Raw genomic sequence first — 16,080 nt, 5'->3', positions numbered from 1 at the left:
TATTTTCCCGACTTTGTCTTTTATTTCAATAGACTGCCACAGTTCGGCCAGCTTGGCACCCATCCTGCTTTTGCGCTCCCCATGGCGCGATCGCCATGCCCCTCTTCTCTCCGCCGGGCACGGAAGGTGTGCCGCCGTGCCCGGCATTGTCGTAACGGCCGCCGGCCGCCGAGACCGGCCCAGATCCAACCGCCCAATCCCGAGGAGATTCCCATGCAGCGCTCCATCAAGCTCCTGGCGCCGGTGTTGCTCGGCCTGATCATCTGGCTGCTGCCCGCCCCGCAAGGACTTTCATCCGCCACCTGGACCTATTTCGCCGTGTTCGCGGCCGTTGTGCTGGGTTTGGTTCTGGAACCCGTGGCCCCGGCCCTGATCGGGCTGATCGGCGTCACCCTGGCCACCGTCTTGCGGATCGTTCCCATGACCCCGGGCAAGCTCCCTTCGGCCGGCGAGGCCATCAAGTGGGGACTGTCGGGATTTTCCAACGGCACGGTCTGGCTCATCTTCGCGGCCTTCATGTTCGCGCTGGGCTATGAAAAGACCGGGCTTGGCAAGCGGCTGGGACTGACGCTGATCAAGCGCATGGGCAAAAAGACCCTGGGCCTGGGCTACGCCGTGGCCCTGGCCGACCTCATCCTGGCCCCGTTCATGCCGTCCAACACGGCCCGCAGCGGCGGCACCATCTTCCCCATCATCAAAAACATTCCGCCGCTGTACGGCTCCACGCCGGAGAACAATCCCCGGGGGCTGGGCGCCTACATCATGTGGACAGCGCTGGCCACCACCTGCGTCACTTCGTCCATGTTCTTAACCGGCCTGGCCCCCAACGTCCTGGCCCAGTCCCTGGTGGAAAAGACCGCCCATATCCAACTCGGCTGGAGCCAATGGTTCATCAGCGTCCTGCCCGTGGGAGCCATCCTGTTCCTGGCCACCCCTCTTTTGACGTACCTCATCTACCCGCCCACCCAGAAGACCTCGGAAAACGCCCCCATCTGGGCCGGCGAGGAACTGAGGAAGCTCGGCCCCATCACCGGGCGGGAAATCACCATGGGCCTTTTGGCCGTGGCCGCGCTTTTGGGCTGGATATTCCTCAAGAGCTCCATCAACTCCACCACCGTGGCCCTGGCCGCCGTGTGCGTCATGGCCCTGACCAAGGTCGTCACCTGGGACGACATCATCCGCTACAAGCAGGCCTGGAACGTGCTGGCCTGGTTCGCGACCCTGGTGACCATGGCCGACGGCCTGAAAAGAACCGGCTTTCTCAAGTGGTTCGCCGAGGCGGCCGCTGCGCACATGCAGGGCTTTTCCCCCACCGCCATGATGATCGGCCTGGTGATCCTTTTCTTCGTCAGCCACTACATGTTCGCCAGCGTCACCGCCCACGTCGCCGCCCTGCTCCCGGTCATGCTGGCCACGGCCATGGCCGTGCCCGCCCTCAACATGCAGGTCGTCTCCATGCTCCTGTGCGGATCGCTTGGCATCATGGGCATCATCAGCCCCTACGGCACCGGTCCTTCGCCGCTCTATTTCGGCTCCGGCTACATCAAGAGCCGCGAATTCTGGCTTCTTGGCCTCGTTTTCGGCGCCATTTTCCTCGGCGTGTACCTGCTGGTCGGTTTCCCCTGGATCCTCATGCGTGGCTAACGCGCCGGCAGAGCAGCGGACTTATAGACAAGGAGTTCTCATGCGCACCATTTCCAGACAAAGCGTTGTCGACGCCGTGGCCGCCATGTGCATCGACGCCAACCGTTACCTGCCGGCCGATGTGCTGGCCTCCTTCGCCAAGGCCAAGGCGGCCGAAACCGTACCCTCGGCCCGTGAAATCTTCGGCCAGCTCGAGGAGAACGCCGCCCTGGCCGCCCGGACCGGGCTGCCGCTGTGCCAGGACTGCGGCCTGGGCGTCTTTTTCGTCGAAGCGGGCGAGGACGTCCGCCTGGAGGACGGCAGCCTGCGCGAGGCCATAAACGCCGGCATGGTCAAGGGCTACGGCGACGGTTTTCTGCGCAAATCCACCTGCGATCCCTTCACCCGCAAGAACGTGGGCGACAATTCCCCGGCCATCATCCATTTCGACATGGTCCCCGGGGATGCGCTCAAGATCTGTATGATGGCCAAGGGCGGCGGCTCCGAGAACATGTCGCGGGTGATGATGCTGGCCCCGGCCCAGGGGCTTCCCGGCATCCGCGAATTCGTCATCCGCCGCGTGGCCGAATCGGGCTCCAACCCCTGCCCGCCCATTCTGGTCGGCGTCGGCATTGGCGGCAATTTCGAGCTGGCCGCCATCAACTCCAAAAAGGCGCTCATGCGCCGGGTGGACGACGTCCATCCCGATCCCGAGGTGGCGGCCATGGAAGCGGACCTGCTCGCTTCCATCAACCGCCTCGGCATCGGCCCCATGGGCCTTGGCGGCGCGACGACCTGTCTTGGCGTCAAGATCAGGACCGCCCCCTGCCACTTGGCCAGCCTGCCGCTGGCCGTCAACATCCAGTGCCACAGCTCCCGGCACAAGGAGGTCACGCTCTAATGGCCGAATATCATCTGACCACGCCGCTTTCCGATGCGGACGTGGAAAAGCTGCGCGCCGGCGATGTGGTCCACCTCACCGGCATCATCCACACCGGCCGCGACGCGGCCCACAAACGCCTCGTCGAGGCCCTCGACGCCGGAGAGCCCCTCCCCTTCGATCCCAAGGGCGCTGTGATCTATTACGTCGGTCCCTCCCCGGCCCGGCCCGGCTACGCCATCGGCGCGGCCGGCCCCACCACCAGCTACCGCATGGATTCCTTCGCCCCGCGCCTGATCGCCGAAGGCCTCAAGGGCATGATCGGCAAGGGTATGCGCGCGCCCGAGGTCAAGGCGGCCATGGCCGAGCCCAAGGCCGTGTACTTCGGGGCCACCGGCGGGGCCGGCGCGCTGCTTGGGCTTCGCATCAAAAAGGCCACGGTCATCGCCTACGAGGACCTCGGCCCCGAGGCCGTGCGCGAGCTGACCGTTGAGGACTTCCCGGTGCTGGTCATCAACGATTGCCACGGCGGCGACCTGTACGCCGTGCCCGAACTGGAGGCCGCCCTTGGCTAGCGCAAAGGAATCGCACGACATCGTCATCGTGGGCTCGGGCGGGGCCGGACTGCGGGCGGCCGTCGGCGCGCTCCAGATCAATCCGGACCTGGACATCCTGGTCGTCACCAAGACCATGCCCACCCGCTCGGCCACCTGCATGGCCGAGGGCGGCATCAACGGCGTGCTGGACTTCCCCGGCCAGGAGGACTCGCTCGAGGCGCACAGCTTCGACACAGTTAAGGGCAGCGACTACCTGGGCGACCAGGACGCCATCGACTTCTTCGTGCAAAAGGCGTCCGAGGCCGTGCGCGAGACCGACTTCTGGGGCACGCCCTACAGCCGCAAGGACGACGGCCGGGTGGCCTGCCGCCTGATGGGCGGCCACAAGTACGCCCGCACCAACTTCTCGGCCGACAAGACCGGGCATATCCTGCTGCACTCCAACTTCGACTATGCGCTCAAGTGCGGCGTCAAGTTCCGCATCAATTCCCAGGTGCTGGACGTGGCCATAGAGGACGGCGTGTGCCGGGGCGTGGTGGTGCGCGACACCAACACCGGCCAGGTGACCCCGATCAAGGCCAAGGCCGTGGTCCTGGCCACCGGCGGCTACACCCGCATGTTCTGGGCCCGCACCAGCACGCCCTATATCGCCACGGGCGACGGCGTAGGCGTGGCCCTGCGCGCCGGCGTGGCCTTCAAGGACCCGGAAATGGTCCAGTTCCACCCCACGGGCGTGGCCAACGGCGGCGTGCTCATCACCGAGGCGGCGCGCGGCGAAGGCGGCTACCTCGTCAACGCCGACGGCGAGCGCTTCATGGCCCGCTACGCCCCGGACCGCATGGAACTGGCCCCGCGCGACATCACCGCCCGGGCCATCGAGACGGAGATCATCGAGGGGCGCGGCTACGGCAGCGGCCTCGGGGCCCACGTGCTCCTCGACCTGCGCCATCTCGGCCGCGAACGCATCCTGGAACGCCTGCCGCAAATCCGCCATGTGGGCCTGCTCTTCGAGAACCTGGACCTGGTGGAGCAGCCCATTCCCGTGCGCCCCACGGCCCACTACTCCATGGGCGGCATCGACGTGGTGGATTTCGAGCACATGAAGACGGCCGTGCCCGGGCTCTTCGCCGCCGGCGAATGCTCCTGCGTCTCCATCCACGGAGCCAACCGCCTGGGCGGCAACTCCCTGGCCGACGCCATGGTCACGGGCAAGCAGGCCGGCATCGGCGCGGCCTCGTACGTGCCGGGCAAGTCCCTGGGCGGCGAGAGCGCGCTGGAAAAGCTGTCCGCGAAATGGCGCGGGCACTTCGTCGAAACCACCGTCCGCAAGAACGGCCCCACCGCGCCCGAGCTGCGCGAAAAGCTGGCCGCCATCCTGTGGGAGGGCATGGGCATCTTCCGCACCGAGGAAAAGCTCGCCGGAGCCCTTGCCGCCGTGACCGACCTGCAAAAGGAATACGGGACCGCCGTGGTCGGCAACGCCAATCCGGTCTGCAACACGGCTTATGCCCACTTCCTGGAGGTGGGCAACCTGCTCACCCTGGCCCGGTGCGCCCTGGTCGCGGCCACGGCCCGCCACGAGTCCCGCGGGGCCCATACCCGGGAGGACTATCCCGCCCGCGACGACGCGAGCTTCCTCAAGCACAGCCTGGTGACCGTCGCGGACGGCGACTACCGCCTCGACTACCGCCCGGTGGCCGTCACCCGCCATCAACCGCAGGAGCGTAAATACTGATGGATACCCTGGCCTTTCTCATCGACCGGTTCGACGGCAAGGACACCTGGTGCCAGCGCTACACGTTCGCCTACCGGCCCGGCATGACGGTGCTCGCCTGCCTGATTCACATCAAGGAGCATCTGGACCCGACACTCAACTTCACGGCCTCGTGCCGCAGCGCCATCTGCGGAGCCTGCGCCGTGCGCGTCAACGGCAACGCCGTGCTGGCCTGCGACACCATGGTCGACGACCTGCTCAAGATCTGGGGCGAGGGAGCGCTGCGCATAAGCCCGCTTGGCAACGCCAAGGTCATAAGCGACCTGGTGGTGGCGTGGGAAGAAAAGATCGAGCACCTGCGCCTGGCCAAGCCGGGCTTGCTGGCCAAGCACGAATTCTCGGCCGACAAGGGGTGCCGGCAGTCCCCGCGGGAGATGCAGGCCGTGGCCAAACAGTGGGACTGCATCCTGTGCGGCAGTTGCGCCTCGGAATGCAACAAGCTCGCCGACTCCGGGGAGGACTTCCTGGAGCCCTTCGTCTTCACCCACGCCGCCCGCTACGCCGAGGACTCCCGCTCGGCCGAGCCCATGCTCCACGTGGAAAGCGTCCTGGCCCACGGCCTGTGGAAATGCGTCCATTGCATGGAATGCGTCACCAAATGCCCCAAGCACATCCGCCCCGGGGAGGACATCGCCGCCATGCGCCACATGGCCGTGGCTTCCGGCCATACCGATGGCCCCGGTCCGCGCCATGCCGAGGCCTTCCGCACCGACCTGGAAAAGACCGGCCGGCTCAACGAAGTCAGACTCGTGCCCCGCACCGAGGGCATGGCCAGCGCCGCCACCAAGCACCTGCCCTTCACCCTGCGCATGTTCGCCAAGGGCAAGCTCGGCGTCGTGGAAGCGGCCCGCCTGTTCGTGGCCGACAATTCCCCCGTGGAAAACATCGACGGCCTGCGCAAGGTCATCGCCCCCGAAAGGAACTAGCCATGAAGTATGCGTTCTTTCCCGGTTGTGTTCTCCATGCCGCGGCCAAGGAGGCGCTGGTCTCCACCCTGGCCGTGGCCAAGCGGCTCGGCATGGAACTGGTGGAAATTCCCGGCTGGTCCTGCTGCGGGGCCAGCCACGTGCAGGACGTCGATCCCGAAGCGGCGCTCCTGGCCAACGCCCGCAACCTGGCCCTGGCCGAAAACATGGGCCTGCCGGTCGTCACCGCCTGCAGCACATGCGCCCTGATGCTGCGCCAGGCCCGGGCCAAGCTGCTGGACGGAACCATGGACAAGGCCAACGAGCGCCTGGCCGAAATCGGCCTGCGTTTCCGGGGAACGTCGGAAGTGAACCACTTCCTGTGGATTCTGGCCGACACCTGCGACGATTGGTCGTCCATGGTCGAAAAACCCTTGGGCAACCTGCGCGTGGCCCCGTTTTACGGCTGCCATTCCGTGCGGCCGCCGGAAATCATGAACTACGAGAGCCACCTCAATCCCCAGAGCCTGGAGCGGATCATCCGCGCCTGCGGGGCCACTCCCGTGGCCATTCCGGAACGCCTGCGCTGTTGCGGTTTCCACGCCGTGTTCCCGGCCGAGCACACGGCCATGCGCATGACCGCTTCGGCCGTGACCAGCGCGGCCAAGGCCGGGGCGCATTGCCTGCTGACCCCCTGCCCGCTGTGCCACATGCAGCTCGACATGTACCAGCCGGACGCGCTCTCCGCCGCTTGCGGCGAAAAGCCCGTGCCGGTGCTGCATCTGGCCCAGCTTGTCGGGCAGGCCCTGGGGCTCGGGAAAAAGGACATGGCGCTGGGGAGGCATATCGTCGACCCCAGGCCGGCCTTGCGCCAGGCGGAACGCGCCGGCCGGTCATAAGGCGCGAAGCGCCGCCAGGCGCAACGCGCCTGTTCCGGCAGAAGTGCCCGTATTCGCAGCGGGGCGGCGCAGGCAAACGTCGCCCCGCTTTTTCATGCGCCCGCCCCTTTCCGGCATGGAAAAACACGCCGGTCCCCTTTTTGCGGGATGCACCCTGCCGCCCGGACCCGGGTCGATGGAAAACGGACAAAGGAGGCGAGCATGCGATGCTCCATCAAAATCAAACTGATCTGCGGCGTCATCGCCATCATCATCATTCCTTTTTTGTGCATCTTGGGCATTACCGCCTATGATATCGTCGTCCTTTCCTATGACAACTACATTTCCGATTCCAAAAGGGATCTTGCCGAAACGAATACGGCCATCCAGCTGTTTTTACACGAGGCAAAGGCCAATATGGACCATCTGGCCTCGTACCCGGAGCTGCGCGGCATCGATGCCGGCCTGACCGATTTCCTGTCCGTCACGGGCAAGGTCGCCACCCTGCCGCGCGCGGACGACGCCCTGGGTCGACAATTGCGGGAGCGCTGCCTCCTTATGCAAAAGTCCCATCCCAACTACCGCAAGGTCTATCTGGGCAGCCGGTTCGGCGGCTTCATCAGCAGTTCGGACGCCCCTCGCGCCGCCTACGATCCGCGCGGGCGCGCCTGGTACAAGGCCGCGGCAGCAGCGCCGGACACGGCCGTCCTGTCCGCACCCTTCCGCTCCACCGACGGGCGGGCCTCCATCAGCGCGGCCCGGGCCTTTTCCGACGCCTCCGGCCATATCCTTGGCGTGGTCTCGGCCGATATCTCCCTTTCCGTCATCACCGATATGGTGGCGGATATCCGTCCGGGCAAAACCGGCTTCGTCATCGTGGCCACCCGAAACGGCACCATCATCGCCGATACCGAGCAGCCGCAACACAGCCTCAAAAAACTTACGGAACTTGGGGACGCCTCCCTGGAATCGCTTTTCTCGGGTCCGGCGGGCAAGGTCGAGGTCGACCTCGGCGGCGAAACCTATGTGGCCAATGTCTTCGACGCGCCGGAGACCGGCTGGCGCTTCGTCAGTTGCATCGCCAAACGGGAGCTTATGCGGCCGGCACGCGCGACCGTGACGACCATCGCCTGGGTGGCGCTGGCCAGCTTGATGCTGGTCGTCGGCGGCATCTGGCTCTTCATGGACCGGTCGGTGATTCGCCCCTTGTCGCGGGTTGGGGAATTTTTGCAGGCCGTCAGTGCGGGCCGGTACGAAGCACGCCTGCAACCACCGCGCTTCAAGGACGAGATCGCGGCCATGTACGCCGCGCTGGGCGCCATGGCGCAACGCCTGGGCGAAACCATGGCCAGCGTGCGGGCCAAAAGCCGTGAAGCCGAGGAAAAGGCCCTGGCCTGCCAAGCCGCCACGGACAAGGCCGAAGAAGCCTCGCGCCAAGCCGAACGGGCCAAGGCCGAGGGCATGCTGGTGGCCGCCAACCGCCTGGAAGCGGTAGTCTCGGTGGTGTCTTCGGCCGCTCGGACATTGTCGGACCACATCGGGCAGGCGTCCGACGGCGCAGAGGTCCAGGCCCGGCGCGTGGAGGAAACCGCCTCGGCCATGGAGGAAATGAACGCCACGGTGTTCGAGGTGGCCAAAAGCGCCGCGGCCGCGGCCGACATTTCCGCCCAGGCCCGGGAGAAGGCCGAGGAAGGCGCGGCCACCATCGGCCAGGTGGCGGCGTCCATGGAACAGGTCAAGGCCGACGCCTCCAAGGCCCGCGAACGCATGACACGGCTCGGCCGGCAGGCGGAAGACATCGGGCGCGTGCTTGGCATCATCTCCGACATCGCGGACCAGACCAACCTGCTCGCGCTCAACGCGGCCATCGAAGCGGCCCGGGCCGGCGAGGCCGGCCGGGGATTCGCCGTGGTCGCCGACGAAGTCAGAAAGCTGGCCGAAAAAACCATGCATGCCACCAAGGAAGTGGACAAGGCGATCCGCGATATCCAGGACGGCACGCGCCACAGCAGCCAGGCCGTGGACCATGATGCCGCGACCATCGACAAGACCGTCGCCCTGGCCGAGGAATCCCGCCGGATTTTGAGCCGGATCAAAGCGCTGGCGGATTCCACGGCGGACCAGGTCCATGCCATCGCCACGGCCGCCGAGCAACAATCGGCCACAAGCGAGGCCATCAACCAAAGCATCGGGGACATCAGCGCCATCTCGTCGACCACCACCGACGCCATGCGCCAATCGGGCGATGTGGTCGCCTCGGTTGCCGGGCAAGTCGAGGAGCTGTCCGCCCTGATCGGGGAACTGCAACACAGCGGGGAAGCCGGCCCCAAGGCAGTCGCCGGGTAGCGGGCAGACGCCGCGCGTCTAAGCGCCATTCGGAAAAAAACCGAGGGGCGCGCCCCATTCAAAACAGGAAAAGACCCGGGCTTCGGCCCGGGTTTCTTTTGGACGGCCCACCTGCCGTTCCCGCAATGCGCTTGGTTGTGTCGTTTATCGTGCGCTCCACTCAACGGATTGACAAGCGCTTACTCTCCATAGAGCACCACCCTGTTGCGCCCTCGTTCCTTAGCCTGATACAGGGCTCTATCCGCATGGGACAAGAGCTCTTGCGGATTCTCCACGAAACTGGGCCAGCTGGAAATACCAACGGAAAGAGTTATAGTCCCCAAATCCCGCCCTGCGTATTGTATGGTACTCCGCGCTATAGTTTGAAGCAGTTCCAGGACTCGAGCATGACATTCCGAAGCCTTGGCATGAGGCATAAGAATGACGAACTCTTCGCCGCCATAGCGACATATAATATCTGTATGGCGGAAAGTCTTGTTCATCTGTTCAGCTAAAAAGCGCAACGCTTCATCGCCCGCGGCATGGCCATAGGAATCATTAAAAAACTTAAAATAATCGATATCAAGCATAATCAAACTAAGATCACTCTGTTGCTTTAATGCCTGGGCTATCTCCCGTTCCAAAGCGTCATCAAAAAAACGTCTGTTTTTCAATCCAGTAAGGGCATCCTCATAGGAATAGCTTCTAAGCTCTTGTTGCAGTCGTAGTTGTGTCAACGTGAAGTTGATGCGATCCATAGCCCGGCGAGCCAAGCTCAGCAGTGTCGCATGGTGAAACTCCGAATCCTGTAACCAAGTATTCTGGTCTACCCGCAACATAAACGCCCCAACCTGTTGGGGACCCAAACGTGGATGTTCGATCCTAACTGGAAAATACCACGAAATTTCCTCTTGCACCTCAAGATGTTCCATCATTTGTTTCCAAGAAATGATAGGTTGGGCTTCGCTCATTTTATAGTCTCCCCAACAACAGCTTAAATGATACGCCTCGCCGTGAACCTGAACCTCATAAAAGCATCCCGGAATCGGTTGCCAAAGTCTTGGCAGCTCCTTGCGTAATACAGCGCGCGCTTGCTCTACATTAATACACTGTTGAAGACCTGTTATAAGCTCACCAATCACCCCCTTCTTCTCACTCTCTAAGGACAAAACACGTGTGCGTGCCTGAACTTTTTCTTCTAAAGAGCGATTAAGGGCCTGCAGTTCTTTTTGCATCCTTCCATAGTAACGCAATGAAATTATGATAATTGTTACAATAAAGAACAGAGACCCCCAGCTTACGGGAATGCGCCCCCACGGCACTACACTATGGGCCACAGCCATATCCAACAACAGCAACAGACAGAGAAGGGCATAGGCCACCAGGATGGACCGCTGCTCCAGAGTCATCTGCTTAAACCACCAAAACGGCACAAGGCAGAGGGGCAAACTAAGCGCAAACAGCATGTCAAACACAGGAAATGTATGGGAAAGCATGACCAGGCCTTGCAAGGAGAGGCCAAGGGCAAGCACAAAATAACAAAGAAAAAAGACCCAGATCGTGCGAAACATTCTGCGCAGACCACCATCAAACCATTGTTCCAACAACAGGGCGCTCGCTATGGGGACGAGAAAATAGGACGCCGCCGAGACATAATCCCAAAACAGTGGCCGATACCAGAGGAGCAAAGTCGCCTGTGTATCGCCAATAGCCATCCCCCCGGCGGAGAGGGCATAGAGAGCTATAGCCCAGAACGTCCCTTTTTTTGTTTGCACCAGAGCAAAGAACAGGGCCAACAGCGCAACAACCAAGGAAAAGCTGCCGATAATCAGGCTTTGAAGAGAGTTATTAACAATATAGTGCAGCAGTTCGGTGCGCTCCATAAGTTTAATCTCACCCCAAAGACCAATATCCATGTAGTTTGAAAAGACACGAAAATAGAGAGTCTTGCCGCCGCAATCCTGTGGCAGCGTTATCATATGCCATGGCCATCCAAAAAATTTTTTACGGCCATGTTCATCAAATTTACCGTATTGATAGATCTTTTTTCCTTCGAGATACACTTGTACGATCAAGTCCACACTGTAGATATAGAGCACAGGATCACGCCACTTTCCCTTGGGCAACATGACACGGAACCAGACATTCTCTCTGCCTTGTCGTTGCGGAGGATTGGATGGAAAGACGATATCCAGCCACTTGTCAGAGGATTTTCCACCCTCCACAGCCCAAATCGCCTCTCCATCGGCACGAAATGGAGAGTCTCCCCAGCGATACTGCCACCCCTGCTTCACGTCCACCACGGCGGCGTGACCAAGGGTACAAATCAATAACAGCAGGAGAGCGCTGAGCAAAAGTGATGAAAGAGAGGTGATACGGTAGACAAATGGCATTCCCGTGCAAAGCCTCCACAGTTGCTGAAATCATCAGGGGTGAAGGGACAGCGAACTGATCGCAACTCTACACAAGGAGCGCGGGTGTTACCACCGGTTGACGCTGAGAACCGCTTGCGCGGGTTGGTCAACTTGGCCGGGATGCCCGTGGCTTCGCGCGTGGGAATCAGCGCGGGCATGGCGCGGACAAGAGACTTCGTTCGCCCGAGGTTCGGGGCTCGGCCGCATGTGCGCTCCGGCAACTCACGCGGGGAGCGCTCTCATGCAAGGAGTCCGTGCGAACTTGAGCCCAAACCATGGCTCCTAAGGGGTATTTCCTCACATCGAAATGTGAAGTCGCCATGCGGGATTGAGGTAATGCCGCCTCGGCGAATCTAGCCCCAAAAGGGCCCCATAGGGAAGAATATCAGCGGACACAAAAAGACGAGGCCGGACTATTGCTAGTCCGGCCTCGTTAATGTTTCCAGGTTGTTCCGGTCCTTATCGGACCGTCCTGGACTCTAATATGGTGCGAAGGGGGGACTCGAAATATAATTATATCTTATTTTAATTAAACAACAAATTCAATTCGATATTTTCACGTTATCCGGAAAGTTATCCGGTTTAGAAGCACCCTGCCCTACCGTCTCGACATTGTATCAGACTTGCGGAGTCGCCGATGGCTATCACACCAAAGTTGTGATACCTGCCAAACACGAGCGATATAAGCCCATTCGACGATTTTGTCAGGATTCGGGAAAAGAACGCAAAGCGCCTCCCCTACTGTCCTGATTGTCATTGCCAGGATGACTAGCTTTTGGTATTACTATCAGAATTATTTCATAATACATCAAAAATCTTCACACAACTCTAACTGAATCACCAAGACAATCAAGGAAGCACCATGGCAGGAAAACGACAACATTTCATACCGAGGTTCTTGCTTAGGGGATTTATTTCGAAAGAAACAAAAAAAGAATCTTTTACCTATATTACCAGGCGAAACACCCCCCCAATTGAAACAAACATCAAGAATGTTGCCGTTGAAAGTAAGTTCTACGAATACCAAGATGTAAGCGCTGACGACTACATCACTGACAATGAATATGGTTATGCTAAAGCTATAGAATATACACGCACAAATGAAACATTGACAAAACAATACGAAGCGAGCGTTGCGTCTTTTATTGAATCCCTAGTAGTACGAACAAGATATTTTAGAAGCATAATTACATCTTCGACAAATCATTTAATAGACAGGGCAAAGGAAGATTTATTAAACGACGAAAATCTTATTAGGCTCATATCGGGGATGCTTGCTGACGACACTAGACTTACAAAATGCATTGATGATATTTGCAAAGAACATCCTGAAATTGACAACAACAAAATCAAACAATTGTGCAGGGAAAAGCTGAAGAGTGAAAAACATAACCTTGCGAATTTTGTATTCACAGGGGCCAAAGTCGTAGGGCCTCAGCTATTTTCGGCACTGAAAGACAAGACTCTTCCAGAAATAAAAACCGCACAAATTGACGTATTATCAAAATCAAGAAGCGAAACAGAGCGTTTTCGTCAATATAAAACTCTAAATTGGCAAGTCAAAACATACGCTGACAGCAACTTAATTTTGGGAGACATCGGACCAATTGCTATTGTAAAAAATGGAGACATTGTACCACCTATTTTCGCAAAAGATATTTTATTGATAATTTTACCAATTAGTTCATCTAAAATTATTATCGGGAGCTCTGAGACTCAATTTATACATCTTGATTCGTCCGAAATAAATATGATGTCCGCCAGTTTGGCCGTCGATTTTATTATTTCATCACACAACAGCCAAATCCTGTCTAAGTATTCAAAAATTATCGGACTAAAAAGCGAAAGACACTATGCGGATATGATCGATAACATTTTTCAACAAAACCCCTTAATACGTTAGGCTGATCATAAAATACTATCAATACAACTTAACGAAAAGCGGCCCACCTCCGAAGAAGCAGGCCGCCCATGATCCTGTTGCTGTGAATGTCCAGGATTCTGAATTATCCCCTACACGCCAGCCTCCACCGTTTCGGCTTTCGCCTCAGCCTCGACCAGGGCGGCATATTCTCGCAACTGGACGTACAGAGGCGGGCTGCTGAAGTCCTCAACGCCAGTTATGAAGCTCTCGGCAACGTCGGCCAGCAGCAACCCCACTGTTTTGGTGCGGGGGTCAATCTCGTCATCGGTCTTGGGCTTGAGCATATCCACCAACAGACGCAGCTTGTGCCAGTGATCATCAAGGAGGTAAGATAGCTCACTGTCTTTCTTCGTGATCTCCTCGTAAAGTCGTCGGGCTTTGTTGGACGGGGGCTCCGCGCAATCAGATTTCTCTTGCCCGTCCTTTTCGTCTCCACTGGCAACACCGCTGGATAGCTCTGAGGCACTGAAGAGGAGATTGACCGCTGCCTCCGTTATCGCTGTTTGCAGGGCTTCAGCTTCCTGGGGGGCGTGTCCATCTAACTCATTTTTAATGGAATCCAGTCCGCCTTTTACTTTGGCGAGTTGTTCCAGCAAGACGGCGATAGCCTCGGGCGCAACAGGGCTATGCATGTTCCACCTCCCCTGCCTCGGTCTTCACCTTGGCCACGATCTTCTTGAGCGCATCCGCCACGTCCCCGGCAAGGTCGGGATGCTGGTAGATGACGCGCATACCTTCGCTCCATACCCGGGAGGCGGCGTCCTGTTTCTCGTGCAAGGCACTTTCCTCTGCCGTGGGCTTGGGACTCCTGGCCGTCCCCTCCTCGTCCATGTACGTGCCCAGGTCGCGGGCCTGCTTCTCCAGGGCGCGAAGAAAAAGGATTAGTGCGCCAACGCTCCATTCCCGGTCGTTGTGGTTCATGTCGTCCACCGCTTGGGCCAGGAAGCCAAGGGCGTCCGCGATCTCGTGGCCTTCGTCCATGGCGTGGTTCACGAGCTCCTTGTAGCCCTCGAAGGCTTGGGCCAGCGTCGTGCTATCCATGGGCCACCTCCCGCACTGCCGGCACGATCCGCCCATCCTCGACCGTCCCCCACAGACAGAACGGGTCCGCGCCCACATCGGAAGCCCATGGGATGCCCTTTTCCGCATGACAGACCGGCACATACTGGCACGGGTCCGTGGGAAGCGGTTCAATGGGCTTGCGGCGCTTTTCCTTCTCCAGAATGGCCTTGCAGGTGACGGCGGTCTCCTCGATCTCTGCCAAGTGAGCTTTGGCCCCGGGCAGCAGTGGCATTTCCTTGCCGGGATAGAGCACGTTCCAGGCATGGCGGTCGGCGCGATGTTCGGCCAGCCGGTAGACACGACGCTTGATGTCCGTGGGCGTGACATCCATGTCCATGCGGAAATAGGTCATGGCGTCCATGTGGATCACGTGCGCGATCTCGTGCCACGTCAGGAAGCGATAGAAGTCTTCGGCAGGGATGGCGCTCCAATCCAGCACACGGGCGGGATTCTTGCCGAGGGTGTCCAGGTCCACCTTATTGGCGATGGTGATGCAGTTTCGCTCGGTTCGCCAGGGCTCCCCCAATCGGATGACAAGGCCCATTGCCCACGCGGATGCGAACCCGTAGCAGCCTTCCATTTTCTCGGCCCGCTCGACGACGATGGGCTTGCCGGCGAAGGTCCGGGCCGGGGCGTCCAGTTCACGGAACAGGGCCGGGGTTAGGTAGGTGAAGCGGCTCATGAGCGCACCTCCTTACCCGTCCTTTCGACGACTGCCGGCGGCATCGTAGGCTTGGTCAGCTTTTGGGACAGTTCAGCCAGTCCCGCCCCCTCTTGCATCAAAAGCCCCGCGCCGAGCTTGGCGACCTGGGCCAGATTACTTGCCGTGGGCGGGAACCCTTCCACCAGTGCGGTCAGCAGTCCATGCCATTGGGCCATGCCGGCGACGATGCCGTTGACTTTGGCGAGAAGTTCGGCCCGGGGCGTGGGGACAGTGGCGACGGACTCACAGTTGTTGTGCTTATCCATGGCACACCTCCACCGTACCCGGCAGGATGGGGCAAATGGGCGCGCAGGGCTCCACGGGCAGCGAAGCCGGGCCATCACCAAAGAACGGGCGGGAATGGCCGCACAGGGCCTTCAGGAGCGTCCAGGCGTGGACGGCGGCGAGGGCGTGGGGTTGGGATTGAACGCGGACGTGGGGGAAAGACGGCTTACGCATGGCGGACCTCCATCTGGTCGAGCGTGCTGGCGGCTTCGGTAGCCGGGGAGACAGGACGGGGAATCAGCGTCAGAAGCGAGGCTTTGGCGACGGGGTGACCGCAACTATGGGTCCGGTCGCTCTCGTCGGTTCTGACGCTCGATATGCCGTCGCAACCTTGCCCTAGACCGCGTTCGAGAGCCTGAAGGCGGCGTTTCTCCCTGGCGACTTCCGAGTAGAACGGGTTGCGTCCTTGGCGGTATGGCCAAAGTGGGCAAGCCGGGTGGTCCAGATAGTCCATGCCCGCGACACAGGTGGCCGCGTCCTCCAATGGAAGGCAGCTTTCCGCACAGTACGATTTGATGATCCGCAACAGCCGGCGATCCGCCCCGGTAGCGATGGAGCCGCAGCGGTACGCGTGGAGCTTGCACGTGGTCGACGCGCAGGCCCCGACCAGCAGGGAGTTCCCGCCCATGCAGGAACGGCAGAAGGTTTGGATGGCCAGAAGCGGGGTTTGGCGCTTGCCCTGGAAGCCGGGCAAAGGGGTGGGGTTGCCTCGGGAACGTACCCGAGATAAGGCATTTGCAGCCATGGTCG

Annotated in this window: 15 protein-coding genes; 8 read left to right on the top strand and 7 right to left on the bottom strand. The window is 60.2% G+C overall.

Going from position 1 to position 16,080, the window contains the following annotated elements; translation table 11 throughout:
- The first annotated feature begins 213 nt into the window (after positions 1-213).
- From DESFRDRAFT_RS06765 to DESFRDRAFT_RS06735, 7 genes are all read left to right on the top strand, one after another.
- Positions 214-1,644, top strand: coding sequence for an anion permease (locus DESFRDRAFT_RS06765; RefSeq protein ID WP_005992417.1), 1,431 nt, complete (start codon positions 214-216; stop codon positions 1,642-1,644).
- A gap of 40 nt (positions 1,645-1,684) precedes the next feature.
- The gene (locus tag DESFRDRAFT_RS06760; protein ID WP_005992415.1) at positions 1,685-2,524 is read left to right on the top strand and encodes a fumarate hydratase; all 840 of its coding nucleotides are present in this window, start codon (positions 1,685-1,687) and stop codon (positions 2,522-2,524) included.
- Positions 2,524-3,078: a Fe-S-containing hydro-lyase gene (locus tag DESFRDRAFT_RS06755; RefSeq protein ID WP_005992413.1), complete on the top strand. Its 555-nt coding sequence runs from the start codon at positions 2,524-2,526 to the stop codon at positions 3,076-3,078. The genes DESFRDRAFT_RS06760 and DESFRDRAFT_RS06755 overlap by 1 nt, the downstream gene beginning before the upstream one ends.
- The gene (locus DESFRDRAFT_RS06750; RefSeq protein ID WP_005992411.1) at positions 3,071-4,795 is read left to right on the top strand and encodes an FAD-dependent oxidoreductase; all 1,725 of its coding nucleotides are present in this window, start codon (positions 3,071-3,073) and stop codon (positions 4,793-4,795) included. Before DESFRDRAFT_RS06755 ends, DESFRDRAFT_RS06750 begins: the two co-directional genes overlap by 8 nt.
- Positions 4,795-5,760, top strand: a complete 966-nt coding sequence (locus DESFRDRAFT_RS06745; protein WP_005992409.1) for a succinate dehydrogenase/fumarate reductase iron-sulfur subunit — start codon at positions 4,795-4,797, stop codon at positions 5,758-5,760. The genes DESFRDRAFT_RS06750 and DESFRDRAFT_RS06745 overlap by 1 nt, the downstream gene beginning before the upstream one ends.
- Before the next feature lie 2 nt (positions 5,761-5,762).
- A complete protein-coding gene (locus DESFRDRAFT_RS06740; RefSeq protein WP_005992407.1) occupies positions 5,763-6,638 on the top strand; it encodes a CoB--CoM heterodisulfide reductase iron-sulfur subunit B family protein in 876 nt (291 codons plus the stop codon).
- A gap of 201 nt (positions 6,639-6,839) precedes the next feature.
- Positions 6,840-8,963, top strand: coding sequence for a methyl-accepting chemotaxis protein (locus DESFRDRAFT_RS06735; RefSeq protein WP_005992405.1), 2,124 nt, complete (start codon positions 6,840-6,842; stop codon positions 8,961-8,963).
- A 179-nt stretch (positions 8,964-9,142) separates the two neighbouring features.
- Here the strand turns inward: DESFRDRAFT_RS06735 and DESFRDRAFT_RS06730 are convergent, their stop codons facing one another.
- Positions 9,143-11,335: a diguanylate cyclase gene (locus DESFRDRAFT_RS06730; protein WP_005992403.1), complete on the bottom strand. Its 2,193-nt coding sequence runs from the start codon at positions 11,333-11,335 to the stop codon at positions 9,143-9,145.
- Positions 11,336-12,218: 883 nt separating this feature from the next.
- Between DESFRDRAFT_RS06730 and DESFRDRAFT_RS21180 the strand changes: the two genes are divergently transcribed.
- A complete protein-coding gene (locus DESFRDRAFT_RS21180; RefSeq protein ID WP_005992401.1) occupies positions 12,219-13,259 on the top strand; it encodes a DUF4238 domain-containing protein in 1,041 nt (346 codons plus the stop codon).
- A gap of 110 nt (positions 13,260-13,369) precedes the next feature.
- On the opposite strand, the gene DESFRDRAFT_RS06725 is transcribed toward DESFRDRAFT_RS21180, so the two are convergent.
- The 6 genes from DESFRDRAFT_RS06725 to DESFRDRAFT_RS06705 are packed head-to-tail and all read right to left on the bottom strand — an operon-like array spanning position 13,370 to position 16,075.
- A complete protein-coding gene (locus DESFRDRAFT_RS06725; protein WP_005992399.1) occupies positions 13,370-13,912 on the bottom strand; it encodes a hypothetical protein in 543 nt (180 codons plus the stop codon).
- Entirely contained in the window at positions 13,905-14,321 is a 417-nt protein-coding gene (locus tag DESFRDRAFT_RS06720) for a hypothetical protein (protein WP_005992397.1), read from the bottom strand. The genes DESFRDRAFT_RS06725 and DESFRDRAFT_RS06720 overlap by 8 nt, the downstream gene beginning before the upstream one ends.
- Entirely contained in the window at positions 14,314-15,024 is a 711-nt protein-coding gene (locus tag DESFRDRAFT_RS06715; RefSeq protein ID WP_005992395.1) for a hypothetical protein, read from the bottom strand. The genes DESFRDRAFT_RS06720 and DESFRDRAFT_RS06715 overlap by 8 nt, the downstream gene beginning before the upstream one ends.
- On the bottom strand, positions 15,021-15,311 hold the full coding sequence (locus DESFRDRAFT_RS06710; protein ID WP_005992393.1) for a hypothetical protein: 291 nt from the start codon (positions 15,309-15,311) through the stop codon (positions 15,021-15,023). The genes DESFRDRAFT_RS06715 and DESFRDRAFT_RS06710 overlap by 4 nt, the downstream gene beginning before the upstream one ends.
- Positions 15,304-15,504, bottom strand: coding sequence for a hypothetical protein (locus DESFRDRAFT_RS21175; RefSeq protein WP_005992390.1), 201 nt, complete (start codon positions 15,502-15,504; stop codon positions 15,304-15,306). The genes DESFRDRAFT_RS06710 and DESFRDRAFT_RS21175 overlap by 8 nt, the downstream gene beginning before the upstream one ends.
- The gene (locus DESFRDRAFT_RS06705; RefSeq protein ID WP_005992388.1) at positions 15,497-16,075 is read right to left on the bottom strand and encodes a hypothetical protein; all 579 of its coding nucleotides are present in this window, start codon (positions 16,073-16,075) and stop codon (positions 15,497-15,499) included. The genes DESFRDRAFT_RS21175 and DESFRDRAFT_RS06705 overlap by 8 nt, the downstream gene beginning before the upstream one ends.
- Positions 16,076-16,080: the final 5 nt, after the last annotated feature.

Origin of the sequence: Solidesulfovibrio fructosivorans JJ] (assembly GCF_000179555.1) — a bacterium.
Lineage (GTDB): Bacteria > Desulfobacterota > Desulfovibrionia > Desulfovibrionales > Desulfovibrionaceae > Solidesulfovibrio > Solidesulfovibrio fructosivorans.
Note: the sequence above shows the minus strand (reverse complement) of the source record. Positions and strands in the feature narration are given on the sequence as shown.